Source organism: Aeoliella sp., assembly GCF_965227375.1.
Classification (GTDB): domain Bacteria; phylum Planctomycetota; class Planctomycetia; order Pirellulales; family Lacipirellulaceae; genus Aeoliella.
This window is the reverse complement of the sequence record NZ_CBDDFX010000002.1, coordinates 1,403,577-1,430,357: the sequence shown is the minus strand read 5'-3', so window position 1 is coordinate 1,430,357 and position 26,781 is coordinate 1,403,577. Positions and strand designations below refer to the sequence as shown.

At 59.5% G+C, this 26,781-nt stretch carries 16 protein-coding genes; 8 read left to right on the top strand and 8 right to left on the bottom strand.

Going from position 1 to position 26,781, the window contains the following annotated elements; all coding sequences use genetic code 11:
- Positions 1-23: 23 nt before the first annotated feature.
- On the bottom strand, positions 24-872 hold the full coding sequence (locus ACQK2L_RS18825; protein ID WP_425398582.1) for a DUF6655 family protein: 849 nt from the start codon (positions 870-872) through the stop codon (positions 24-26).
- A gap of 216 nt (positions 873-1,088) precedes the next feature.
- On the opposite strand from ACQK2L_RS18825, the gene ACQK2L_RS18820 reads away from it, so the two are divergent.
- From ACQK2L_RS18820 to ACQK2L_RS18805, 4 genes are all read left to right on the top strand, one after another.
- Complete coding sequence (locus ACQK2L_RS18820; protein ID WP_425398581.1) at positions 1,089-2,357, top strand: PQQ-binding-like beta-propeller repeat protein; 1,269 nt, start codon at positions 1,089-1,091, stop codon at positions 2,355-2,357.
- A gap of 98 nt (positions 2,358-2,455) precedes the next feature.
- Positions 2,456-4,081: a cation:proton antiporter gene (locus tag ACQK2L_RS18815; protein WP_425398580.1), complete on the top strand. Its 1,626-nt coding sequence runs from the start codon at positions 2,456-2,458 to the stop codon at positions 4,079-4,081.
- Between the two features lie 188 nt (positions 4,082-4,269).
- Positions 4,270-5,271 (top strand): vWA domain-containing protein, encoded by a 1,002-nt coding sequence (locus ACQK2L_RS18810; RefSeq protein ID WP_425398579.1) that lies wholly within the window; start codon positions 4,270-4,272, stop codon positions 5,269-5,271.
- A 178-nt stretch (positions 5,272-5,449) separates the two neighbouring features.
- Positions 5,450-6,475 carry a hypothetical protein gene (locus ACQK2L_RS18805; RefSeq protein ID WP_425398578.1) on the top strand — a complete coding sequence of 342 codons (1,026 nt, stop codon included), beginning with the start codon at positions 5,450-5,452 and terminating at the stop codon, positions 6,473-6,475.
- Here the strand turns inward: ACQK2L_RS18805 and ACQK2L_RS18800 are convergent.
- A complete protein-coding gene (locus tag ACQK2L_RS18800; RefSeq protein WP_425398577.1) occupies positions 6,472-9,900 on the bottom strand; it encodes a beta strand repeat-containing protein in 3,429 nt (1,142 codons plus the stop codon). The two genes, ACQK2L_RS18805 and ACQK2L_RS18800, sit on opposite strands and share 4 nt — an antisense overlap.
- 379 nt (positions 9,901-10,279) lie before the next feature.
- Complete coding sequence (locus ACQK2L_RS18795; RefSeq protein WP_425398576.1) at positions 10,280-11,287, bottom strand: DUF1207 domain-containing protein; 1,008 nt, start codon at positions 11,285-11,287, stop codon at positions 10,280-10,282.
- 702 nt (positions 11,288-11,989) lie between these two features.
- Between ACQK2L_RS18795 and ACQK2L_RS18790 the strand changes: the two genes are divergently transcribed.
- Complete coding sequence (locus tag ACQK2L_RS18790) at positions 11,990-15,136, top strand: PEP-CTERM sorting domain-containing protein (protein WP_425398575.1); 3,147 nt, start codon at positions 11,990-11,992, stop codon at positions 15,134-15,136.
- A 992-nt stretch (positions 15,137-16,128) separates the two neighbouring features.
- On the opposite strand, the gene ACQK2L_RS18785 is transcribed toward ACQK2L_RS18790, so the two are convergent.
- From ACQK2L_RS18785 to ACQK2L_RS18765, 5 genes are all read right to left on the bottom strand, one after another.
- Positions 16,129-16,491, bottom strand: coding sequence for a hypothetical protein (locus ACQK2L_RS18785; protein ID WP_425398574.1), 363 nt, complete (start codon positions 16,489-16,491; stop codon positions 16,129-16,131).
- A gap of 202 nt (positions 16,492-16,693) precedes the next feature.
- Positions 16,694-17,146 carry a hypothetical protein gene (locus tag ACQK2L_RS18780; protein WP_425398573.1) on the bottom strand — a complete coding sequence of 151 codons (453 nt, stop codon included), beginning with the start codon at positions 17,144-17,146 and terminating at the stop codon, positions 16,694-16,696.
- A gap of 5 nt (positions 17,147-17,151) precedes the next feature.
- Complete coding sequence (locus ACQK2L_RS18775; protein WP_425398572.1) at positions 17,152-18,438, bottom strand: hypothetical protein; 1,287 nt, start codon at positions 18,436-18,438, stop codon at positions 17,152-17,154.
- Positions 18,439-18,822: 384 nt separating this feature from the next.
- Positions 18,823-20,601 (bottom strand): CotH kinase family protein, encoded by a 1,779-nt coding sequence (locus tag ACQK2L_RS18770; protein WP_425398571.1) that lies wholly within the window; start codon positions 20,599-20,601, stop codon positions 18,823-18,825.
- Between the two features lie 537 nt (positions 20,602-21,138).
- Entirely contained in the window at positions 21,139-22,596 is a 1,458-nt protein-coding gene (locus ACQK2L_RS18765) for a serine hydrolase (RefSeq protein ID WP_425398570.1), read from the bottom strand.
- 282 nt (positions 22,597-22,878) lie between these two features.
- Between ACQK2L_RS18765 and ACQK2L_RS18760 the strand changes: the two genes are divergently transcribed.
- The 3 genes from ACQK2L_RS18760 to ACQK2L_RS18750 all read left to right on the top strand — a co-directional run bounded on the left by ACQK2L_RS18760 (position 22,879) and on the right by ACQK2L_RS18750 (position 26,778).
- Positions 22,879-23,811 (top strand): aldo/keto reductase, encoded by a 933-nt coding sequence (locus tag ACQK2L_RS18760; RefSeq protein ID WP_425398569.1) that lies wholly within the window; start codon positions 22,879-22,881, stop codon positions 23,809-23,811.
- Between the two features lie 190 nt (positions 23,812-24,001).
- Positions 24,002-24,832, top strand: coding sequence for a PEP-CTERM sorting domain-containing protein (locus tag ACQK2L_RS18755; RefSeq protein WP_425398568.1), 831 nt, complete (start codon positions 24,002-24,004; stop codon positions 24,830-24,832).
- An 83-nt stretch (positions 24,833-24,915) separates the two neighbouring features.
- On the top strand, positions 24,916-26,778 hold the full coding sequence (locus ACQK2L_RS18750) for a TlpA family protein disulfide reductase (RefSeq protein WP_425398567.1): 1,863 nt from the start codon (positions 24,916-24,918) through the stop codon (positions 26,776-26,778).
- Positions 26,779-26,781: the final 3 nt, after the last annotated feature.

Below are 26,781 nucleotides of genomic sequence, written 5' to 3'. Positions count from 1 at the left end.
AAACCGAAGCAGGCAAGACCACGCTACTTCCCGCCAGGTTTCGTCGCCATCTTCGGCGGAGGAATGTTGCCGGCAGGTTTGGTGGGTGCAGGTTCTTCGTCTTTGGCGGCGAACAACAACGGCGAGGCGAACGAGGCTTCCTGGCCCAGGGCCACGGGGTCCGAATCGTCTTCGCTGCGGCCACCGCCGATGGCCAGCGCGCTTTTGAGTTCCGCGCCGGCGAAGTTGGTGCCTTCGTAGATGGTGCCTTTTTGGAACGGGCCTGCGCCGAGCACCCAGAAGTTCTTGGCCGTGCTTTCGCTCATAGCCATACCGCTTTGCCAGACTGGCATGCCGGTGTCGCGGTGGTAAGCGAACACGGCCACTTTCGCGAGGCCACGTTGCTCCTGGCGCTTGGCAAACGGCACTTCGGGAATCGCCGATGGCACCACGCCTTGCAGCGGCAAGAACTGCGGAACCTGCATCGCCGGCACACCAAACAACAGGTCGTGACTATCGGTGCCCACCACGCCAGCCCGGGCTTCGACCACGAAGTCGGCGTTGTCTCGTTTGTCGCGCAACACGCATCCGCTGGCTAGCAAATGCTGTCGCAAACTACTGGAAAGGTACTGCCGATCGACCACCGTATTCAGGGCGCTGTCTTCCAGGTAGACCGACTGTCCGGCCAAAGCGCGGAAGTTCACCTGGCCCACAGCGCGGTCGATGGCATCGGAGATGAGCAGTTGCTCGGTGGCGGTCCGCGAGGGGGCGCTCATACGGGTGGTGCCGCACCCGGTGGCTAACATACCCGCGACCAACAGCACCAAGAGCGGCGCACGCGCGACCCGCCGCCGGGCGGCGAGTCGTTTGGTCGAGGGGCGAGGGCAACACATAGGAGGGCAGGGCGGCAGGGGAGCTATCGGGGGGGGAAGCGCGGCGGATTATAGCAGCCCCGCGGGAACGCCCAAGCCCAAACCACCACCGCCGGACGCCTTGAATTGCGCAAAAGAGGGGCATTTCCCTATTTAATGCGATACCAAGAGGACCCAAAGGACATATAAGATACCGGTAGCCAACATGTCCCAAGCCCCCAAGCCCTAGGACCCATTATGCCTATTCGCCGCATTCCACTCGGACTCGCTATTCTCTCGTTCGTTCTTGCAGCCCCTGCGACCCACGCAAACTGGGGACACTGGCGGGGCGAGGGAGGCAACGGGGTCTCCACTAAGGCCACTCCGCCTACCGAGTGGTCGGACACTCAGAACGTGAAATGGAAGGTGCCCATCCCGGGACGCGGCTCGGGGTCGCCGGTGGTTTGGGGGAATCGCATCTACGTCACCACGGCGGTCGCGCCGAACGGAGCGACGGATACCAACGGCCAGTCGCGGCAAGAACTCGAGTACGTGTTGATGTGCATCGATCGCGAGACCGGCGACACGGTGTGGCAGCAGTCCGCTGCGACCGGTCGGCCCTACGGCGGCACGCACAACACCAACAGCTTCGCCTCGGCGTCGCCTTGCACCGATGGGCAGCATGTGTACGCTCACTTCGGCTCGCAGGGGCTGTTCTGCTACACGATGGATGGCCAGCCGGTTTGGGAGCGCGACTTCGGCGACATGCGCACCCGCAACGGCTTTGGCGAAGGCAGCTCGCCGACGATCGAAGGCGAGAAGATCCTGGTGCCGTGGGACCACGAGGGAGAGTCGTTCCTGTACGCACTCAACAAGCTGACTGGCGACAACCTGTGGCGGACGCCGCGCGACGAGCCCACCTGCTGGGCGACGCCGCTGGTGATTGAACACAACGGGGCGAAGCAAGTCGTGATGAACGGTCAGACTTGCGCGCGGGCATACGATCTGGAGTCGGGCAAGGAACTGTGGCGGTGTGGCGGCCAAACTCAGCGGCCGGTCGCATCGGCCGTGGCTTCGGATGGTCGGGTGTTTGTCGGCAGCGGGCACCGCGGTTCGTTCCTGGCAGCGTTCGATCCCGGCGGCAGTGGCGACATCCGCGGCACGGATAGCGTGGTGTGGAGCGTAAGTCGCGACACGCCCGACATCGCCTCGCCGCTGCTTTCGGACGGCCGACTGTATTACTACAAAGGCAAGTCAGGGCTGCTGACATGCGTCGACGCTGCCACCGGCAAGCCGCACTACAGCACCCAGCGCACCGGGCTGCGAAATATCTACGCCTCGCCGGTTGCCGCTGGCGGGTACCTGTTCCTGACCGATCGCGATGGGACCACCGTGGTGATCAAGGACTCCGACCAGTTTGAGATCGTGGCCGAGAACTCCGTCGGCGAAACAGTCGACGCCACGCCGGCGCCGGTGGATAACCAACTGATTATTCGGGGCGAACGGAACCTGTTCTGCATCGAGTAGCGGCATTCCACGGGAAACTCCACTGGTGTGCCGCCAGGAGCGAACGATAATAGAGTTAGAGGGGACACCTTTCTAACCTCCTGTCGCTTCCGCTACCTGTGCAACCAACGTTCCTTGGCGAATTGCTGCTCGTGCTTGCCTTCGGCTTGCTGGCGGGACTGATTTGCAAACGAATCCGCGTGCCAACGCTGGTCGGCTACTTGGTGGCCGGCAGCATCCTGGGCCAAGGCGCACTGGGATGGGTCTCGCGGGAAACGCACGAGATCGAGTACCTGGCCGAAGCGGGCGTGTTCCTGCTACTCTTTTCCATCGGCCTGGAGTTTTCGTTCGACGAGTTGGCGCGGCTCCGCCGGCCGATCCTGCTGGGCGGCGCAGCCCAGATGCTCGCGTGTGGTGTGCCAGCGGGCATTGTGTTGTACTGGCTCGATTTCCCGGTCACCTCCGCGGTGTTGCTCGCGGCGGCCGTGGCGTTCAGCTCCACCGTGCTGGTATTCAAGGCGCTCAGCGAAGAAGGCCACGTTGGCACACCGCACGGCCGGCGGGCGATCGGCATCTTGCTGTTTCAAGACGCCGCGCTGGTGCCGCTGTTGTTGTTGACCACGGTGCTGGTTGGCAAAGAGCCGCCCACGGCGGTCGACTACCTGTGGCTCATCGCAGCTTCGGCCATGTTCCTGCTCGCGATCCTCGCGCTACGGCAAGTGCTGACGAAGTGGCTGGTGCCGTACTTGTCGTCGCATCGCAGCTTGGAACTTACGGTGCTGTTTTCGTTGGTGGTGTTGGGCGCGGTGACGATGTTCGCCAGCACGCTCGGCCTGCCGCCTGCGGTGGGCGCGTTTGCCGCAGGGCTGTGCCTGGGCGGCAATCGCTTTAGCGGCCAGTTCGACGCGCTGTTGCTGCCGTTCCGCGAGACTTTCGCCGCGGTGTTCTTCGTGTCGCTCGGCCTGCTGATGAACCTCACGCAAGTCGCTCATGAGCCCGCGCTCGTGTTCGGGGGCATCGTTGCTCTGCTGCTACTCAAAACGTTCGCCGCCACGGCAGCGCTGTGGCTCACGCAGTTACCTCTGCGGCAATCGCTGGGCATGGGCATCGGGCTGGCGCATGTTGGCGAGTTTGCTTTCGTGCTGCTTCTGGAGGCGCATCACGAGCAACTCGTTCGCGATGCGTCGAACGAGCGATTCATTGCCATCGGCGTCGGTACGCTGATCCTGTCACCGCTGCTGATGCAGTTCGGGCTGCGGTTTGCGAAGCTTCGCCCCGACGCCGAACAAGTCGACACGCAGCTCCACAAGCTACGCCCCGACGAGCAACCGCCCGGCCGTGCGATGGTCATTGGGTTGGGACCGGTGGGCAAGAGCGTGGCGTCGCAGCTCGAGACCATGGGTTACCAACTCACGTTGGTCGACCGCAGCCCGATTAACGCCCACGCGCTCGCGCAGCTCGGCGCGCACACCTTGGCGGGCGACGCCACCGAGGCTACACTGCTCGACGCCGCGGAGGCCCATGTGTTCGAGTTGGTGGTGGTCTGCGTGCCGGACGACGACATCTCGCTCCGCGTGGTGCAGCAGGTCCGCCAGCGCAACCCCACCGCGCAGATCCTGGTCCGCTGCCGCTACGCGTCGACCGTCTCCAAGCTGACCGACGCCGGCGCGGACATCGCGGTAAGCGAAGAGGCCACGGCGTCGCTCGAGATGCTCGCCAGGATCAGCCAGATGGAGCGGCGGTAACCGCTCGCTACAAGTGTCGCCGGAAGCGACACCCGCGCTCGTCGAGCCGACGCCTGAGAGCACGCCTCGCCGGCAAATCTCCGCCAAGGGTTGCTTCGGCCCGGAAGTTGCGTACCGTTGGAATAGCTCGGCGTTCCCGCTGCGAACTGCCTACAGTCCCGATCCCTGCCCCTGAAGAGATCACCAACGTGCCCTCCACCGAAGACGCCCGGCTCCAGCCGCCAACTGGCGGTCTCCTCTCGCACCTGTCGTTCGACGGCGACCGGCCGCTCGGGCCCACGCTGGTGTCGGCCATTTTGCACATGATTGCAATCATCCTGCTCGCCCTATTCACCTTGAAGGGCGTGGAGCAGGCGAGCTTCGAGTTGAGCATCCTGCCCAGCGAACAACTGGCCGAGGAACAGATCGAACAGTTGGAACTCACGGCATTCGAATCCGTCGACGTCGCCGCCCCGCAAGTAACTGTCGAGTTCGAGCCCATCATGCCCATGGCCGACATCGAGGCGCTCGCTGCCACTAGCGATGTGTCGCTCGCCCCGGCGATCGACACGGGCTTCATGGACCTGGCCGGCGGCGGAGGTGGTCTCGCCCGTGGCTCCGGCAAAGCTCACACCAGTGTGTTCGGACTAGCGGCCGAGGGCTCCAAGTTCGTCTACCTGTTCGATCGCTCGAAAAGCATGATCAGCACGTTCCGCAACTACGAAGGGGGCGTGCTGGTCCGCGAAGTCACTCCGCTGTTGTTAGCCAAGGCCGAAATGCTCCGCAGCCTCGAGCCGCTCTCGCCGAGCGATCAATTCCAAATCGTGTTCTACAACCAGCAGCCGCTACTGTTCGACGACGGCACTGACCTACGCCGCCTGATCCCCGCCTCGCCGGAGCGCAAGGCACAAGCGCAGCAGTTCGTCTCCGACGTGCCGGGCAAGGGATCCACCAACCACGTGTCGGCCATGCAACTGGGTTTGAACCTGAAGCCCGACGTCATCTTCCTGATCACCGACGGCGAGGCGAAAGACGACCCACCCAAACGGCGCGTCCGCTCGCTCATCAATAAGTGTCAAAAGCAGGGCGTCCAAGTGCACATCGTTCACTTCAGCACCCAGGTGCGCCCCGACTGCACCCTGCTGCCGCTGGCCGAAGAAACCGGCGGCGTTCATCGGTTTATCAATCTGAACACGATGACGGGGCCGTAAGACTTCAGCTGTAGGCCGATAACGAGTTACGCGCAGATACGGCGTGGCGAAGTTAGAGAACCGCGTGAAATCGCGCAGCTTCCGGCGGCCGGCCGAGTGTATGATGTGAACATCGGCACCTAATCGATTCGTAAACAACCGGGGAGATTCTGCAGTGAAGTATCCTAACGTCGCAAGGGTGAGCTTGCTGCTGATTGCTTGCTGTTGGCTCTCGAGCCATGACTCGGTACGGGCCGAGGACGATACGATTGATGCGCTTATCGACCAGATCTTCGAGCGCCAATCGGTTGACGAGCCGGATGAGGAACAGCCCGAAGCGGAAGTACGCCCTTTCCCAAACAATCTTTCCTTAGTGATCGGTAACGGTCTAGTCTATAGCCAGAGTGTTGCCGAGCGATTTGGAGTCTTTGGGTCAAACAGCGCTGCCAGAAGAGATCGACCGGAGGTGCCAGTGATTTGGGCATCGCCAGCGGTGGGCAAGCTGCAACACCTGCTGGCGCAGCCACTGAAGAAAGAAGGCTTCGAGTTCAAGGATACGCCATTGTCGGAAGTGGTCGATTTCATCAGAAAAGAGTACAAGATCAAGGTACTGCTAGACCTTCCCTCTCTCGATGACTTGGCGATTTCGCCAGACGATAAACTCGATGCGAACTTAAGCGGAATGTCGTTAGGCGCGGCACTGAAGACCACGCTGTACAAGATCGACCTAACCTACATTCTCGCGCACGACACGGTAGTGATTACTACCGAGGAGGAAGCCCTCGACTGGCCATTGACCGGAATCTATCCTGTTGGCGACCTTCTCGTCGTAGAGCAGGACGAAGCCTCTTCCACCAAGACAAAGAACTTGGCTCAATACCCGGAAGATATCGCTCACCTCAAACAGATCATCAAGGCTACCTGCTGTGTGGATGGCTGGGGAGACGGCGATGGTTACATTGCAGCCATGCAGCCCAGCTTGCTCGTCGTCAGACACCGAGAGGAGGTGCACCAGGAGATCCAAGATCTCCTCTCGGCGTTAAGGCTAGCCAGGCAGCATCCGTTCGCGATGCCTTTGGAGCATCAGGAGAACGATAAGCGATCTGGGACTCGCGCCAAACGCAAGGCGAAGTCGAAACAAAGCACCCATGGTTTGGGGGGTGGTGGTCTCGGTAGTGAGGGACTCGGCGGCGGAGGTTTCGGCGGTGGCGGCGGGGCCTTTTAGCTCACCACGGTCGGCCGCGCAGCTGGAGTTATTCGATTCATCCTTAAGCCAATGGACATCAGGCTCAGCATCAAAAGGAAGACTGCGGATGGTTCGGGAACCGAAGCGGTGAGCACCGAGGCACTCGATGCTAGCGAAGCGCCAAAGTTGGTTCGCCATACGTCGTAGTCAACGGTGCTGACTTCGCCTGGTGTTGTGTCGCCAGGCAGTGTGACGCTGCTACCTAGGTTGTTACGCCATACCGTGTAGTCCGCGATATTCACGGTTCCGTCTGAGTTGTAATCGCCGGGCAGGTTCGAGACGACCGTCAGCAGCACCGCATCGCTGAAGTAGACCACGTCGAGTGAAAGGAATTCTCCCAGGTCGATCAGCGTCTCCGAGGCGAATTCACCCGTGATTTGACCGCCAGTGGAGATGACTTCAAACGACGCGCCGAGCTGGGGCGCGAACCCCTCGATGAGCTCCACCGTCAGGTCGCCATCGAGGGACAGATCGCCCGCGATCTCAAGTCGGTCGAACTCGCCCAGTTCAGTACCGGCAAGTTCGAGTAGCGTGTCGGCCGTCTGACCGATCGAGACATCGCCTTCGAACGAGACCACTGCCGGGCTGTTGCCGGGGCGCAGGTCGCCCTCAAAGAAGACGGTTCCCGTTCCCGTGTAGGCGCCGGCGCCGGAAGCCTCGCCCAGCACGACCGTCGCGCTCCCTTCTGCGGTTCGGATCTCGGCGCCGTTGTGCTCGAGGTCGTCAAAGAACGTCGTCACCGCGTTGCCGGACGTTACGACAACGCCGCCCGCGGTGTTGGTGAAGTCGCCGAGCAGATCGGCCGGCCCGGCGGTGAACGCCATGACGCCGGCGTTGGTCCAGCCGCCGTCGGCGATGAACTGCCCTCGGCCGCCGACGAAGCCGGTCGCCTGGTTGGTCGCATCGCCGTCGAAACGAATCTGGCCGCCAAAATTGTTGATCTCTCCGGCATTGATGTTGCCAACGCCACCAAAACGCAGGCGGTCGCCAACGCTGGTTTCGACTTCGCTACTTACATCATTCCGCAGCGCTACGTCGACACTCGCAGTTCCAAACAGGATGCCTTGGTTGACGAGATTCACTTCGCTGAAGTTGAGTGTTTCACTCGACAAGCTGGCGGGCAGAGTCGCGGCGTCGGTAAAGCCGCTGATCGGCTCCAAGTCGCCCGCGAGTTCGCCGCTCGTACCGATGATCTGGCCAAAATCCTCAATCGACATCAAACCGAACTCCAAGCGGCCTCGATTCAATTCGATTGTGCCCTGATCGCCGATCGAGACAACGCCGCTGATTGTTGCTAGTGCTGTTGGCCCAAAGCCATTCAGGCTCGTTAGTCGGAGCAGCGCCATACCGTCACCGCCCACTACCAGATTGCCGGTCACATCGAACGTTCCCTCTTCTTCGACATCAATAGCACCGTTCCCACCGGCCTGCTCAGCGATTGTTGTGTCGGTGCTGTTAATCTCACCGAATTCCACTCTCACCGATGCGCTATCGGTATCTGCCACGCTCAACTCGCCGGCATTCCAGATCGCGCCGAACACCGTGACATCAGCGGCTCCGCCCGACGTACTGGTGGCGATTTCGCTCGTGGTCGCGGTCACGACACCGCCGCCAGTGACGACCATCCCGCCAGCAAGTCCGTTTCCGACTGTTAGCGTTTCGACGCTAAGCAATGCGCCGGTCCCAAAGACCCGGACGTCATCGACTTGTCCCGACGAGGCGAATAGAGAATCGGCCACGACTTGTCCACCAGCGTTTATCTCCAGTGAGCCTTGCCCCGTAGCGGCGCCATCGACTCGGATCGATCCTCCGTGGTTCCAAATCGACCCATTGCCTTCGACGATAACTAACCCGGTGCTGACGAGCCCGCCACCGATCAACGCAACAAGGTTAGCGGCTCCCACACCCTCGGCAGTTCCCGAGTTAACAACCCCACCGTTTTCGATTAGCAAACCGCCGGAGCCAAACGGGCGAGAACCAATTTCGAGCCGCTCCGCAACGTTCCAGATCGAGCCAGGGCCATTTACTAAAACTGATCCCATTCCAGTCTCGACGCTACCACCGATCGTCGCATCTTCATCGGAATTGACCACTCCTCCACCCAGAATTCGCAAGGCCCCCGTCTCGCTCTCACCGACTGCAGTGCGGGCAGAGAATCCTAATCCCCCACGAGTGTTGTTCAGTACCCCACCACTGGTAACGGTAACAGTTCCTTCACGTGTCGAGCCGATCGTTAGCAAAGTGTTGACGTCGGCCGACCCGAAGCCGGAAACTTGCAACTCGGTGGCGCCGCCAGCACCTTCGCCACCGACGATGAACTCCGGCGCGTCGAGCGTGGCGTCGTTCGCCACAAACAGTCCATTGGCGATGTTGAGTAGCCCACCAGTCAGTAGGCTAATCTGCCCTCCGGCCGAATTGTCGAGCCCCGCGTTGACGTTAAGCACGCCATCGACAACTACTATCCGGCTGCCGGGCGACGTCGTGATTGGCCCGTTGGCGTTGAACGTTCCACCCGCGGCGAACGAGTTCAGCGTGTTCTGATCGACCGTCCCGACGTTTAGCACTGCCGACTGGCCGAGCGTGATGTCGCCGGTACCCGAAGTGAAGAAGGCATTATCAATCACCTGCAGCAGGGTGGTCGCGGCCGTCGCGTTGCCAATGCTCAGCGTCGAGTCGCCCGTTTGCGCGGCAGTCGACCCGGCGCCGCGAACCGTGAGCGAGCCGAAGGCATTGGAGTCGATCGTGGAGATGGCGATGTCCCCGGCGGTGAGGTCGCCTCCGTCGACCACATCCATGAGCCCGCTGGAAGCGCCGGACGAGGAGCGGCCCAGCACCAACGTGCTGCCGTCGACGAAGCTGAGCGCCGCGTCGTCGGTCACGTTAACGCGACCCAAGTTGCCGCTGATGCCAATGTTGTGCGTTGCTACTCCGAGCACGTTCAATTCACTTCCCGCGCCCGACAGGTTGACCGTTCCGTCGCCGCCCCCAGAACCGTGGCCGACCTCGAACCGATCGCCCACGTTGACGATCAGCGGCGTGCCAATCCCGCCCAAGTTCAGCGTCCCCGCGCCGCGCACGCTCAAGTCCGCCGTGTCGGTCGTCAGGTCGAGTGTGTGAGTCGTGATGGTGTCGCCGACGAGCGAAGCCGTCCCAGACGTCGCCCGCAAGAAGTCGGCGGCTTCGTCGCTAGTGAGCTTGATCGTGTACGCCCCGGCTTCGTTCAAAAAGATCGAGTCGCCTGCCGCGGGCGGCGGTGCGCCGGCTCCGGAGGTAACGGTCCACTTGGTGGCATCGTCGAAGTCACCGTCGATCGGGTTGGTCCACTCAAGACTGTCAGCGGCGACATTGGAAGCGTAGCAAACTGCGACAGATAACAGCGCCCAAGTCCATGCTCGACTGTTCATGGTTGCTCCAGACGTGACTGGGGAAAGGAATGAGGTTTAGCGCCTCAAACGAACGCCTGCGATACCATGTGGTGCCGCGTTTGAGGTGATCTCCGAACGGTTGCTGCAGATCCGCATTGGTGACCCAACGCCCCCAGCTTATCGATGCGTGCGCCGTGCCGCAAGTTGAGCGAGGTTGCATCGTGCTGACTGACGATGCTGCAGAATGCCGGGGGGGATATACACCACCGAGAGTGGTGGAACCGTCCGAAGCTGCGCAGGACGACAAATCCGAGGCTCGTTGAATGCAGCCAGCTACTATCGATCTACCGCCTCTCCAGGATCAGTGGCCAACAGCGTTTGATAGTCTGCCTGCGATTCCAGAGGCCGCGCTCGACACTCAAAAGTCGTACCACAGCCCCCAGCCGTATTGCTCTTCCGACTCGTTGAAGAACTGATACTGGTTGCTTTTCCCAGTGAGGAATTGAAAACCCGTGCGCATAGTACTGCCGGTCCGGCCCCGCCACAGCCAGCCTAGCTGCAGGGTGTAGTCGCCGCCGAAGTTGTTTTCCTGGCGGAGGTGGCCATTGGTGGCGAAAAACGGAGTTCCTCGGAAGCCGGTCGGTCCCGGCTGAGCGTACTCGACGCCTGTTTGAAACTCCAGGTGTTTCGCGCCACCGGTTGGCTTGAATGCGTAGGCTGTTTCGCCATACAGCCGCCACGCCGGTCGAGGGTTAAACGAGACTCCGATCAACATCGAGTCGCGAACGTAGTTCTTGCGCTGGGCGCTCGGCATGCGGACGATCAGTTCGTCGCCCAAGTGCGAGCTAACGTGGTAGTAGCCGATTTTGAATTGCCATCGACCGTGCCCGTAGGTGAGCGGGATGCCAAAGCGATAGTCGGAAACGTCGACGTCGTGGTGATTGTCGATGTTCAGACGCACGAATCCGGCGCCCTCGATGTCGAGTTGCCAACCTTGCGGCCGGAGGGGGTCTTCGGTGCCAAACCGCAAGAGGCCCCGCCGTCCACCCAGTGTCACGTCCCATAACGTCTGGTTGCTCGAAGTCTCTTCGAAGTAGTTGAGCTGGAACCGCGGCTCGCGGGGGCCGGCGAGGTAACTGCGGTAAATGAGTCCCTCCGGCAGTAGCTGCCACTGCCAGGCGCAGCTGGACGATCCATGGCCGGCGAGGGTCAAGTCCGTGTCGGTATACTGTGCCGACGACACGGCCGGGTCGAACTGCGGCACGCTGTCCGCGGCATAAGGGGCCCATAACTCCTGCGCCCGGTTTTCGACGAGTCCGCCGCTTGCTAGCTCTACCGCCACATTGTCTCCACCGCGCGCGACTGTCCCAACGACCAGAAGCGTGAGAACCAGCGAACTGGCGCAGGGTGCGTACGAATGGCGCATCGCCGTTGGATCCTTGAGGGGGGTGCGAGGCGGGCGGTGGCGCGGGGCCGAGAGGCGAGGTGGGAATTTGGAGGTGGGGCACGGCGGCAGCCGTTCGCGTCAGGCGACGCGAGACACGTGAGGTCCTTCCAAGACTACATCGAGTTGGCCTAAGTCGCTTCTTGAGCCGTGCGCGCTCGACTTGGCCTGTTGCCTGCTTTCAATCTGATCAAGTTGTCGTTGTCGGCAACTTGGGAAAGCCAGCTGGTGCGAGCAAGCCGACTGCTAGCCACGCTATCACCGTTTGATTCTAGCCTCCGCGCGGCACTACCATGCCCGGCCGCAATCAGCCAGCAAGTTGTGACCGACTTCGTAGTCGACCCCGGAGTTGTCGATGCGTTTGGTGTTCTGGCAGTCCTTCTGCCAGACTTTGGAAACAGCCGACCTGGACTGTGTCGACGGACGTTGAGTGCACCTCTTCGCACAACTTCCGTCGAACTTCATCGACTGCAACGAAGCACGAAAGCACCTAACCCATTAAGAAACCTCGGGTTACTTCGGGTGGCTCGCCGAAGCTCATCACGTTGCACCGCCCGAGAACTGGCATCCGAATGTCCGAGCCATTAAGCTTAGAACCCGGAGCTTGCGGGGGCATCAGTCAATCCCGCTGAGATATCGTGCGGACAGAAGTTTCCGCAGTCAAGATCGAAGGGGGAGCATCACATGAGATTCATCGCCACTATCAACTTGCTACTCTTAGCAATCGCGATCCAACAAACACGAGCTCAGGGCGCCGTCTACGTGTGGGATCAGCCCGCATTCGGGCAATTTGACGCCGCCTCGTCGTGGACGCTTTATCCAGGCGGTGTTCCAGCGGGTGGACCCGAGTCAGGAGACTCGGTGGTGTTTGGTTTCACACAGAGTACGACGCTCCAGGAGATCAGCGTGTTGCACGTGGTCGATTCGTTTAGTGAAGACGCATGGGTATTCAGTGGCGAATACGAGTTTCGTTTCGGCAACCCTAATCTCACCTACTCGCTGGGGGAGTTGACTCTCGGAGGGGGAGATGGCGAAGTTCTCGACGGCCAGCCAGTAGCTGTAGGCATAAATCCCCCCAGTGGCGACGCAAATCTACGAGTGGGCATTCCGCAGTTTTCGTCACCTGGCACTGTTGTCTCGTCTAGGGTGACCATTGGAGGTCCCCCTCCAGCCGGCGATCCAGTGCGCGCGGGCACGCTGACACTCTCCGGAGCCGGCAACCTCTGGCACAATACAGGGCCGACCATAGAGGAAGGTGGCCGCACTTTCATCGGCGCGTACGGCAACGAAGGCGTACTTCGAGTCGAAAGCGGAGCGGTATTCCAGAACGACTTCGACTTATCTGTTGGAGGTGGAACGAGGAGGGAGAAGGGGATTCCCGAGATCGGTACGGGACACTTATACGTCGATGGCGTTGGTTCCCAAGTGCAGGCCGATACGATCGAAGTGGGCGCACGCGCAGGTGATCCCGATGCGAATTTTGAGACCGAAGGCGAAGTAGAAGTCACCGGCGGCGCGCTACTCGACGTGCAACGTATGATTGTCGGCGATCCACTACGAGGCATCACCGGCCTCGCCACACAACCGAGCCGCGTTGCCATCGGCTCGCCTCTCGATCCTCCACTAAGTCCCATTTCCACGGCCTCGATTGGTACAAGTCTCACGATCGACCACTCGACTGCGAGTATCAGCGTCGCCGATTCCGGTCGGGTCACTGTAGGTTCAGCGACCGAATTGGACGGTGCGGTTTCCGTCGGTAGCGGAGGTTCGCTTCGGGGCGTGGGGACGGTTTTTGGCAACGTGGTTGTTGCGAACACCGGGTTAATCAACCCCGGAACCTCAATGTCTCCGGGCACACTCAACGTGGATGGAGATGTTACGCTTGGCACCGACGCCAGGTTGTTTGTCATGCTAGGCGGCACGCTGGCGGGGAGCGAGTTCGATGCCCTCGACGCTACGGGTACAGCTAGTCTGGGGGGGCAGCTCATCGTTTCGCTCGAAGACGGTTATGTCCCTGGACCAAACGACATCTATCGGATACTGACCGGTAGCGCGATTAGTGGCGACTTTGCCTCCACAGATCTCCCGCCGTTGCCAGATGACTATAAATGGCGGGTGGTCCGTGATGACTCGAACGGCTTCGTTGATCTGTGGGCGTTTACACCTCTGGACAATAATTGGACCGATCCCTTCGGCGGCAGTTTTCAGGCTGCTTCCAACTGGAGTCAGGGAGAAGTGGCCGACGAAGACGATGTAGCGGTTTTCAATCTCGACGCCGCTTACGAAGTGCACTTAGAAAGTGATGCCAACAGCTATCGGACACAGGTGCGAGCAGGTGAAGTCACGGTAGACTTAGACGGCCATACCTGGACCATTCAATCGGGCGACTTCTTCATGCCCCATTTAGTGGTTGGCTTGGAGTCGGGAGACGATGCTGAACTCCGCCTGACGGGCGGCGCCTTGATAACCAGCACAGTAGACATCGCGGCAGACTCTAACTCGACTGGAGTTATGCACGTCACCGGGCAAAGTGCTTCGCTAACGATGGATGACCGGTTGACGGTGGGTGAACGTGGAACAGGTGAGCTACTCGTAAACCAGGGTGCCCAGGTCAATATCTGGCGATTCAATGTTGGAAATTTTGACACCTCCAATGGCACCGCCACAGTTAGTGGAGTGTCTTCAGAGCTCAATGTCGAGACGGATATCGACGTAGGGGACGAAGGGGTTGGCGAGTTGCACATTACGGATGGTGCCACCGTCTCCAACGACGATGCCACTATCGGCAATGACGGCGTAGGGACCGTATTCGTCGGTGGCGCTGGGACAGTTTGGACGAACGCCGGAGACCTTAAGGTTGGGGAGGACGGCCAAGGGGAACTAACCATTGCCGACGGCGCTATGGTGTTCAACGACACGGCCTCGATCGCTGAAGACCCGGGAAGTGGTGGAGATGTGTATGTGAATGGCGCCAGTTCGACGTGGGGCAATTCCGGTTCTTTGCGCGTAGGCGGCGATAGCTTTGGAAGCGGTGGCGATGGATTGCTGCAAGTGGACGGAGGGCTGGTGACAGTCGAGGAGACACTTCAAATATGGGAGTCAGGGACCGTTAGATTGGAAGATGGTGCAATTAGCGCCTCTGACGTCAATGTTGTCGCGAGCGGAGAACTAGAGTTGCTCGGCGGAACGCTCAGCTTCGACTCCTTCTCTGGTGCCCTGAACAACGAAGCTGCACTGTTAGACGTGGGGCGTGAAACTCACATTGCTACAGTCACTGGGAGCGTTTCCCATGGCCCAGCTGCAGCATTAAAGTTGGAGCTAGATGGTCCCGGCGCAGGGGAGTACGACCAACTAATCGTAAATGGAGAGTTGCACCTAGATGGGACGTTAGAGCTGAGCCTGGGTGACGGCTTTGCGCCCGCGTTAGGACAAGTTTTCGACGTCTTCGACGCGACGATGATTAGCGGAGTCTTCTCGATTCTGCATCTGCCGCCAGTGCCCGAGCTAGCCTGGGACTTGTCCGCTTTGTACAGCGACGGACAGATTTCACTGGGGTTGGCCGGCGACTTCAACAACGACGGCATTGTTGGCATTGCCGACTACACCGTCTGGCGGAACAGCTTGGGATCGACTGGGCTAACCCCATATACCCTCGGCGACGGAAACGGCGATGGAAACATCACGGTCGAAGACTATGACATTTGGAAGTCGCAGTTTGGCCAATCGAATCCAGAAGCGGTAGCGGCATCAGATTCTGCAGCCGTGCCTGAACCTTCTACGCTTGTTCTTCTCCTTGCCGCAGTTTGCTTGTCATTTTGGAGGAAACACTAAACGCCGTGAGGATTCAGCACGACTAAGAGTGACGACCTCCGTAGGTAGCTTCCCAACCAATCAGTGCGCAACGAGCCCTAGTCAACCTTTCCCCATCTCGCTTCAGAGCTGCTCCCCTAAGCAGATTCGGAAAATGCTGCGGAGTGCTGGAGTGACGCGATTCGATTGATTCTCGCTGACTAGGGTGATAGTCTTAGAGCTAACTCTGCGAAAAGAGTCTCTCGATGTCCGAAATCTCTGTGGGGTATCCTCATGTCAGATTCTACCGCGAGGCAATCTTCTACCAACACGGAACTGCCAGAAATCAACACAGCTGAAGGCCGAACCTACATTCATAAGCAATGCGGTACGGCCACCAACGTAACAGGCAGTGACTTGACTAGTGTGTGCAATCCGTTCCAGTTGGTAATGGGGACAATCTGTGCCAACTGCGCCACGCCGAGTGCTACGTGGAATTTCGAATGGGAAGACACCGGCGAAAACGTCTCGACGTACCGCCGCCGAGGCGTGATGCAAATGCCCCTGCTGGCGATTCTCAGCTGGCTCGTTTTACCAGCTATCGGTGGCGGAATCGGTGGTTTGATCGGAAGCAACATCAAAGGAGCGTTCGGCCCAATGACGGACCTGGGTATCGGACTGGGTGTCCTATCGATACTTGTGTTTCTTGGCCCGATGATAGTGAACGCTGTTGCGAGTCAGAGGATCCTCAATCGCGATCGAAGGACTTGACCCATCTCTCATTCAAACCGCGCCGCTTGTCACAACCGCTGTCGGTTGCGCAACCTCAACGAACAGCGGTGCAGTTCACCTCAGCAGATTCGGGAATGCTGAGGAACGATGAGGTGATGACCTCCGCGGGAGTTTCGAGGGCTGTCGGACGATACCTCGGACGATGTGGCCGAGGCCAGATACGAGCAAGTTCACCCGTCGCAGGTGGATTGCACCATTTGACAAGGCGTTTTGTCGGTCGGGTGCAACGCGTTGTTATGCGTTTATGTTACGATGGCGCCTGTTTCTGGATCAACGAAGCCCAAGCCAAACAGTTTTGCGGCTGACCGTGCTTCATTGGTAGCGACCTGAACGGCCTCGCTTGATCGGGGGCCATAAGAAACGCTAAACACCAAGCTGCCTGTATAAAGGTGTGCCTCAATTTGCAGGCCACTATCAGGGTGAGAGAAACAACGACCAATTAGCCACGGGTATTGTTGCTCGGAATATTGCTGACGTAGAAGGTGAGCGACAATCGAGTCGGACATTTCCTCCGATATTGGGTCTGCGTCTGTCCAGTCGCCTAGATTGTTTTCAATGGCATGACGAAGAAATTCAGGTCGATAGAGGCATAAGTCATAGCTCATCGTTGCGCCATTAACACATAACTCGTAATTGGTTAGATTCCTTCTGTATAAGCCTGCTCAACTCAACTTAGTCACCTAACGCTGGGCGGTCCAGCCAAAGTGCTTCGAAGTGACACTCTGACGCACTTTGGGACCCGTCCAAGTCTACAGTAGTGCAGCCAGCTCTACTGACTAACTTGTGGATGTAATCGGCCTCTGAAATCTATGCCTTAAATTCCCAGTCCCGACTTCCCGGAAGGTTGTCTTCGGTAATGCCAAAAGAGTAGCGAAACGCAAAAACGAGAAAAGCGTACCGTTCAGCCTCAAGAGTAACCTCATCAACGGCGGCGAGTGACGGATACGCGTTGGTGCCTTTGGAAGCACACTTGCGTTCAGCGAACTTCGCATTAAAGGACCATGACATTCCGTCGCAAACAGCGTAGCCGCACTCGATTGGGTCGTACTCAGGCTTCCAGCTCCACACGTCTAGGAACTGCAAACTATTCTCAAACCTCCTGAGCTGTTCGTTGCTAACGGGAATGGGTTGGACAGGAGGGAGTGACGAACCGTCTCCGCGTTTACCCCGAAACCTCAGGTGCCTGCCTTTCAATCGCCATGAAGCAGAACCTGTGAAAGCAGTGATTTCGGCTAGCTCGAAAGATGGTTCTTCATTCATGACTTCTAGTTGCGATGGTCTGCGTGCTCGTTGGAGAAGGCCAAGATGGAGGCCGAAGCCGGCATTCTAGCATGGTTCGGTAAGTGCAGAGGAGTGACACATCCGACGCACTTTGGGACCCGTCCAAATCTACAGCGGTGTAGCCAGGAAGACCTCGTTCTAAATACCGAGGATAGCACTCCGCAGGACATCAACGCGATTACTGCGGAACTGGGTTCAGGGATGACCACACCCCACGCCTCCAGTTGTCCCGATGGATTAGTACCGAATCCGACGATAGTTCTGCCATCAGCTGAGATATCGACTGCTGTCTCGAGTGTCCACGCCTCCAATTGCTCGGCCAGTCCGTAATCGCTGGCTAGCACCTCCTGCAGCACTTGGCTTTGCCCAGACTCGAACCAGATAGTTGCAACGCCGCCTGAGGTGCCAACTATCGTTTTCCCTGTTGCGTCTGTGGCGAGAGGGGTAAAGCAAAGGTGATCGGTTGCGTTGCCATCACTTCGGTACCGGAATCCGCTGGGACTACGAAGTGGACCAATCGCTCCCCAGCCGAACCCGACGACAACCAAGCCATCCGACGACACATCAGTCGCTGTCGATTGCGCCAGCCGCGTGTGCTCCCCAAGGCCAATCATTCCTTCGTCGATTGTCCAAACGAAGGCTTCGCCACCGGTACTCCCGGCTGACGTAGCCTCGCCAACCACAACCGAGCCATCAGCAGATACTGCGGTGGCAAAGCTACGTTCGCTTCCACCGTCAAGGTCGCCTAGTCCGACAACTCCGGACTCCGCCGACCATACGAATGCCTCTGGATTTCCTCCGTAGGACGTCGCAAACAACGATTCTCCAACGCCACCAACTACTATGCGGCCATCGGCACTGACATCAGTCGCGTACCCGAGGTCGGGGGTCTCTCTAAGTTCTCCTAGGTCAATGATGCCGGTGGAGACGTTCCAAAGAAAAGGTCCAAAGCCGTCGGTTGACCTCCGGCGACCGACCGCAACTTCTCCATTGTTTGAAATCGCTGTAGCTCTGTCAAAATCGAGAAGGGGTTCGAGGCCATCCTTGCGGCTCCACCTAACAGCATTAGTGGCGGTCGCACAATCAGCGAAGATTGCGCATTCCGATTGGCGTTCCGAAACTTGTGTCCCAATCACGTACTCTCCATTTCGCGACAAGGACAGCCCGCCAAGTTCCTGGAATGTTGACCCCAAAGGCAAAAAATCAGCCGCCAAAGCGTCGAAAGATACGACCGTCGCAACGAGGACTAGGAAGGTTCGTGGCAGTGTCATGTACTCGCTACGGCTTATTCGTGCTGAAGGTAAAAATGCAGTCTAAACTGCTTGCCAGAACGACGCTATGTCACTAGGCAACTCAGTCTGTTAGACGAGGCCGAATTTGCTGGGTAGTTGTCACGCCGAAAGGAGCATGAAGAAGAGGAAAACGACTCAGATGGCTGCTGGCCGTGAGTAAAAAGGGGTGACTCTTCTAGGCAGGTTCGATTTTCGCCCAATCTGACGGCGGGGGACATCACCGCCGAGACTTAGCGGGGTGACCTATCTGCGGGCGGTTGTCACAACCTCTTTCAGTTGCGGTACTTCCAAAGTGCAGTCGTTGCCGCTCACCACAGCAGAATTCGGAAAGCCCGACCGCCGCACGGGCATTCCTACCGCCGCCTACCGCGCCCCGCCGCGCATCTGGTCGAACATGCCGCCCCGCATCTCGACGACCTTCATGTCGAACGCGCCGGAGATCTCGTCGCCCTCGTTGGTTCCGCCGCTGGTGAGTTGCAGCGTGCCGGTTAGCATTTGACCTGGGAAGCCAAACCGGCCGGGTCCCTCTCGCAACGAGCCGCCTACCCGCAGCGGGTTCTCGCCGCCGGCCGCGAGGGCGTCGCGGTCGATCATCAGGGTCAGCGTCAGTTGCTGGTCGTCGCTCGGGCGCGTGCCGCGGACCTCGATCGCCGCGGGCGGCTTGCGCTCAGCGCCGCCTGGTCCTCCGCCGGGTGGACCGAAGCCGGGCATCGGCATTGGCTGGGCGACGACGGTCGCCTGTTCGAGCTTGACCTCTTCGCCATTGAGCGTCAGCGCGAGCTTCAGTTGGTCGCTGCGGTGGGCGTTGCGGGCGTCGTCCGACCACTGCGCGGTGAACGATCCGCTCGCCGCGCCGACCACCACCGTATGCATGGGGACGCGCGGCTTCGCGGCAACCTCGACGGGCCACTCATCGAGTTCCGCCAGAACGACGGCGCGGCGCCCGGTGATAAACTTTCTGACCCGGTCGGTGGTGATGGGCTCTAGCCCAAAGCCGCCAGACTGCTCGGCGGCCAGTTGATCCTTGTGCAGTTTGCCGTCGACCAACGCCTGAACGCGGTCGACCTCGGCCAGCAACTGCTCCTCGTCCCACGCCTCGTCGAGCACCTTGAGCATGGCCTGCTTGTAACGCTCGGGAATGCCTGCGGAGTGGTACAGGCGATTGGGCAGCATGGCCGCACCGTAAATCGCCTCGGAGTGCCGCCCGCCGCCCATCCGCGCGAGGGGCCCGCCGCCGGTCGTAAAGCAGACGTCGGCGCCCCACGGGATAAAGTGGAACCTGCCATCGGCCGGGTTGTCGTACACGAAGAAGTTGTTCTGGTCCTGCGTGTAGCCGTCCCAGAAACCCAGTAGGCTCTCTACCGCCCAGAACCGGAGGAATTGGTCGATGTCGACCAGCCTTTCCAATTCTTCCATCGGCAGCTCGCCCTCGTCGGCCAGCAACTCCGCTAGCCGCTGCGCATCGGCGCGGTCCGCGTCGTCGGTCTTCGCCTCCAGCTTTTCGACCGTACCGGGGTGGAAGTCGACTATCGTTCCCTCGAACAGCGCGCCAGTGTCGTCGCCGAAGCGGTTCTTAAGAAATGGCTTCTTCACGGACTCCACGTTCGAGTAGACGCCCAAGTCCTGCCCGTTTACCTTCACCCGCGCCAAACTGCAACGCGGCGCGTGCACGCCGGCGTCGTTGAACACGCGGTAGGCCAGCATCTGGCTCAGCAACGACACGTCCTGTTTGTTGTTGTTGAGCGTCAGCCGAGTGAGCCCCGCCACGGGGTGCTGCTCGATGTACTCGTCGAACTTGATCTTCAGCGAGGGTCGCGTCTCGTCGATCGAGCCGAAGAAGCCCTTCTTGCGGATGCCGACCGACTTGATCGTGACGCCGTCGATCGTGATGTCGCCCTTGAAGTAATCGAACGGCTTGGTTGCCGGGTCTGAGCCGAACATCGCTCCGAATCCACCGCCAGCCCGCGTCTGCCGCCGCAGCACGTCCCAGTCCTCCTCGGGCAGGGTGATCTCGACCTCCAACAGCCGGCTGGTGTCGAACAGAGCGTCCGCTTCGAGCTCACTCGCCGCAGCCACGGTGCCTCCAAGTAACATCACCGCACAGACTGCAGTCAGGCACGAAGTTGCAACTCGACTCGACATGCAATCACTCCCTTCGACGGAAAACGGCACCCCCCAGATAAGAACCCCGCGGCGCGAACTGGGTGGTGAATATTATAGCGCGGAACGCTGGTGGGATTCATCCCGGATTGGCACTGGTATGACTTTCCAAGTTCTTCGCCGCCGGTGGTAGTTATTGGACGCCACTCTGGGAGAATGGAATAAGGCCTCGTTGTGGCTTGGGGCTGCGGAGTGTGCTGTGGGAGATTGCTCCGGGCGCTGACGCTTCCGGCTCGCCGGGAGACTGGGAGTTTTGGTCCACCCCCGAGGGTTTTGGGCCAACTGCTGAACATGCGGGGAACAACGTAATGGGTTTTGCCCCACCGGCCGTCCATATAACACTTTAAAACAAGGGGTTTTTGAAACACGGGTGGTCCAAAACCTATGGGGTTTTGGGCCCATGAATCGATTATTGGCCCAACCCCCCCCGCAGCGAACCGGGCCGTCCCCGGCCCCGGATTGGATCTGGCTCCCGAATGGACTCCGGGCTCGGAGACGAGCCGGCTCGCGGGGAGAGATCTACGACTCGCGGGCGCGGCACAAGAGTGCAGCGACTAGAGGAACCAACAACATCGCCGCGGTGGGTTCGGGGATCGCTACTGCTCCGGAGCCGCGGCGGATGCGATCGCCGAAGTTTTCCTTCCAGACTTCGTAGTCGTAACGGGTGACGATTCCGTCGCCGGTTACGTCTGCCGAGGTCCAAGGGTCGACGTAGGCTCCCAGATTGTTTCGCCAGAAGACGTAATCGGCCATGTTCACGACGTTGTCGAGATTGAAGTCACCCGGCAAGGGCACCGGTGGGAGCGTTACATCGGTCGTGGGCCACTGGGAGATTTGGCCGGTGTCGAAAATGGTGTTGAGCGCCGAGTTCAGCGCGCCGGCGGTGCTTTGCTTGTTGAACAGGATCACGAAATTAATGCCGTCGCCGCGCTGCGTGGCGTACGTGCTGGTACCGGAGTAACCGCCCGAATGAGTCCACCGCCAATTGCCAGGACCGGGACGCGGGCCACCGATGTTGTTGCCTGCCACCTGGTAGTGATCGAGAAACTCGAGGATCGCCAGCGGACTGGCGACCACACTGCCTTGGCCGATGCGAGCATCGACGTCGAAGCCGCCGTACGGCCTTGGTACGAAGAACGAGCCCTGTTGCGGCCAGTAGACATTGAAGGTTGTCGAACCGTTGTTGTCGTAGTACGGCTCGCGAGGATCATGGTCCTCGGCAAACGTGCGGCCTTCGACCACCAACGTCGGCTCCACACCGATCGGCGCGAGCACCCGCTCGCGGATCACGTCGAGGTGCGCCTGCCCAGTGATTTGTTCGCTAATCATGCCGAGCGTCATGTAACCGATGTTCGAGTAGGCACTATCGGTGCCCGGCGTGAACTGCAGCGGCTGGCCGAGGATCCACTCCAACGTGGCGTCGCGACCCGGCGGGCTGGCGATGCCCATTTCGCTGGCAATCTGCCGCTCGCGGTAAGTGTGGTCGCCGGCGATGTCGCGATCCCAACCACCTTGGTGGCGCAGCATATGAAGCGGCGTGATAGAGTTCAGCCGCGTGTCGACATCGTTGCCAAACGGCTGATGCGGCAGGATGCCTCTGCCAGCGCCGGTGGTGTCGAACACCTGTTGATTGAGACTGAACACCCGCGGACTCTCGAGACTCCGCACCGCAGCAGCAGTGAGCGGCTTGGTGACACTCGCCAGACGCATCACCGTGTTGATGGGCAGCGGCTCGTCGCGGGCCTCGTCCTGCCAACCGAAAGCGCGATGGTAAATGGGCGTGCCGTGCCGCATCACGGCCACCACCCCGGCGCCAACGTCCGCGTCCTCCATCACGTCGAGGACCGCCTGGTCGATGAGGCTCAACTGAGGAACACTCTGCCCGGCGATGGGGATATCGACCGCGCGAGCATCCACCTGCCACAGAAGACAGCCCAGCAACAAGAATGCAACCGATCGAATCACTCGAGCCATCATGCATACCGCCTACGAACCAAACGGGCGAAGGACCTCGTCGCACCGAGCGACCCAAAAGTCGCCGCGCCCAATTCAGAATACCGACAACTTCGAATGTGGCTGCGGGTGTTGCGCAAAATCGATGGATTTCGGATCGAGGAGCGATCAAGAGTGCCGCCCGTGCACAAGACCACGTCCCCCTGACACTTACCACTGCCACTAGTTGGCGCTTGCTGGCCCAAATTTGAGTGCTTCCCGTGACTTTGGTATAGTACGACTACGTTTTTCAGAAGGGAGATTGCTATGGCCGAGTTTGATCGCAGGCGATTCTTGGGCGGCTTGGCTGCTACCGCAGCGGCCACAGGCGCGGTTAGCGCGAAGGAAGCGACACCCCAAGAGAAGCCGCCGCAAGAAGCCGCTGTGCAGGTGCCCCCTCCGCCCAAGGTCAAACTTGGCGATACGGGCGTCACGCTCTCACGACTGGGGCAGGGCACTGGCGTACACGGAGGACAGCGACAATCGGATCAGACGCGGCTCGGATTCTCCAAGCTTGTCGACTTGTTTCATCATGCCTACTCCCGCGGCATTACGTTCTTCGACTTGGCAGACCTTTACGGCACCCACGTCTACTTCCGCGAGGCGCTCCGCACGATCCCGCGAGAGAAAGTCGCGATTCTCACCAAGCTTTGGTGGCGCTTCGATGGGCCCGAGGACAAGACCGCTGTAGAACATCGCGCACAGGTCACCCGCTCCGCGATCGAGCGGTTCCGGCACGAGCTGACGACCGACTACCTGGACATCGTGCTGCTGCATTGCCTGATGCGATCGGACTGGGGCGACCAGATGAAGCCCTACATGGAAGTGCTGGACGAGCAAAAGCGACTCGGTCGCGTAAAAGCCGTTGGTGTATCGTGCCACGACTTTGGAGCGCTGAAGGCTGCTGCCGAGTCGCCTTGGGTCGATGTGATCCTGGCGAGGATCAACCCCCGCGGCGTGAAGATGGACGCTTCGCCTGAGGAGGTGATTCCTGTTCTTCGCAAGGCCAAAGCTTCCGGCAAGTCGATTCTGGGCATGAAGATACTTGGCGAAGGACAACTCGCAGACGAGCGAGAAGCTTGCATCCGCTATGCCCAGCAACACGACTTCATGGACGCCATGACCATCGGATTCGAAAAGCCTGGACAGATCGACGAGGTGCTCTCGCTGATGGCGAAGTATCCATCCGTCATGAGTTAAATCGCACTACCGTTGTTCGTAGCGGTACAGAGCCGCGCGTCTAATGCAGGCACTCCACAACTAGACTTTACATCCCTGCCGGCACCGCTCGCGTCGGCCAGTTGTTGGACGTCCTGCGTGGAGGCAACGCACCGTCACATCGGTGCATCTTGCCCTCCGCGATTTCATTCATGCCCCGAAGAACCAGCCTATGAAGATACTCCCTCTCGCTGCAATATCTCTGCTGCTGGCTGCTCCAACCACCTGGGCGGCCACGGCCACCTTGGTGGACGACTTTCGCCGGGTCTCTTATGGCCAGGTCGGACGAGCGATCGTCAACAACGTGGTGACAGTCGACTTTCGAGACCAGGGGCAGGACGAAGCCAGCGATCCGAGCGACACCCTGCAGGAGATCCGAGTCATCCAGGTCCGCGGCAGCAACCCGCCAGGACTCTACTCCGGGCATACCGAGGCCATACACACATCGACGTACCTCACCCCAGGTGGAGCCACACCGGCCTTTGGTAATGCCATCGAGGGTTTTACCGTCGACGACTTCAATCTGTTTACGAGAGTGAGTGTGACCGACCCATTCCTGTCGAGCACCACCAGCACGATCGGACAGGTGTCGGTCACGCTTGAAACCAATGAGCCGTTGCGGTGGTCGTGGACCGCCGACGTGGCACTCCAAGAGCAAGGAGTGTTGCAGCCCACGTACTTGTTCAGCATCTATGACAACAGCGATACCTTATTTAGCGACTTTCGGCAGCAGGCGTTCGACACCACGATCCAACAAGGGGGAGTGCTGCCGGCCGGGGAGTGGACCGTCGAAGTGTTCGTCAACGGCAGCGTCTCCCTGCCAGTGGGGAGCGGATCGATGGAGAATCCTCCCATGGGCGAGGGTCGCGTGTTGATCGATAACGGTCGATTTACCCTGAGCGCCGTGCCGGAGCCGACGAGTGTCGTTCTCTTTGTGCTTGGTGGTGGTGCGCTACTGGTTGGTGCAAGAGTGCGCGGCAGCATGCACTGCAATCAAGCTTGACCACCAAGCTCGCAACTGGATACGTTGGATTCTCGAGGGCTGCGTGTGCCCTGGTAATAAAACACCATCCGAAGGAGCGTGCGATGCGGTGGACAGCGCTGGTTCTCGTGAGTTGCTTTACAGCAGTTGGTGGTATCTTGGTTGGGGCTCCGTGCCACGCGGAGCCGATCACGGCAGAACAGGCACTGGCGACTCACCGCGAGAACCTTGAGAAACTTCGCAGCCTGCACCTACAAGCGACCATCACGACCGAATGGACCGAAGCATTTCGGGAGAACCACCGCCAGGAAGCGGAGGCGGTCGGGCAGTTGATCGAGAAGTTAGAGTCCGGCGAGGTCGACCTCAACGATGTAAGTCCACAGCTCAAGACGATCGGCTATACGGTGCCGATGTTCATCGCCACCCTGAAGGACAAACTCGAGACCAACAGGGCGTTACAAGACAACGACCGAGTTGAAAATGTGGTAGAGATCTTTGCCCGCGGTCCCGAGTATCAAGTCCGTATGCCGTATGGCGAGCGTGGCGAGTATTGGAGATTCCCCAAATCCGCATTGACGCCGAAGAGCCTGGTGACGGACTTCACCAAGATGCACATTTTCACGTACTCGAACCAACTCGATCCTGCAGGCCAAGTCTGGGGCGGGCTTTGGGCGGATGGATCGCCCAAACCAGTGCAATTACGGAAGGGCCATTATCGTGATTTCAGCGTGATGATGCTACCGCCGTATGCATTCACCGAGCAGTATCCCTGCCAGGCTAGACATCCCATCGAGGAATTCTTCAAAGCCCCAGAGCAAGAGTTCATCGTGGTGCGCGAAGAAACTGTGGGAGACCGTCGATTGGTCGTGCTCGATGCCCTGGTGCCATACGATTACCAGTCGAGCAAAACGAATGAACAGGGAGAGACGATCACCTTCCAGGCATTCGATTTCTATCGCGCCAGGCTCGACCTGTCGCGAGGCGGTGTGGTGACCGAACTCAAGTGGTGGTATGGATTCGAAGGCATGGACCGCGAGAAGCAAGCGGCCACCACCCCCAAAGGGACCGTTGTCGCCAGCAAGATTCGCCGCTTAACAAGCAGTGGTTACTTTCCCACCGTGACAGTAGTCGAGACCTACGGCGCTGACTACTCGACTGACAAAGAAGCTCCTACGAAGTACTCGGTGCACGATCGCAAGACGTGGGAGTGCACCATGGTCGAGTCGCCTGTTGAGTTGCCTGAGAACTTCTTCCAGCCGGAGTACCCTGTGGGGCAGACCTATTATGACGCGGAAACGGAGAAGATCGTGGGCGCGTTGGAGCCTAAGCCCAGCGTGAAAGCAGGTACCGTTGCCCCACCGCTGGAGAATCTCCATTGGCTGGACGGCGGCGAACATTCACTCGAGGAATTTCGCGGCAACGTTGTTGTACTGGAGTTCTGGCGGCTTCGGAGCCGCTCAAGTCGTGATATGACACCTGCACTCAAAGAAGTCCAACAACTCTACGACGGCCAGCCCGTCACGTTCATAGCTATCCACACCGCCGAGGCAGACACGGAGCAAACGACCGAGGCAATTGAGCAATTCGCATCCGACCAAGGCTGGGATTACCTGCAAGCAATCGACGCCGGGACGATGCAGTACAACTCCCAAGTGGCCAATGCTTACGGAGTAAGTAGCTACCCCACGCATATCGTGATCGGCCCCGATGGACGCGTCGTCTACAATAGCGATGTTCCTCCACCTGGGTTGGAAGATATCATTGGCAAACCTTGTGAGGACGCAACTCCAGAGGACGAACAACGACTGCAGGCATACATGTTGGCCGAGTTCACCGCGGCCAACATCGACTGGTCAGAAGACGAAGAACTCTCACAGGAAGAACAAATCAGGCGTTTTAACAAACTGTTGGTCTACCAGTTGAAGAAACAGATTGACTCGGCACTAAGTAATGTGAAGGCGGAGTGAAAC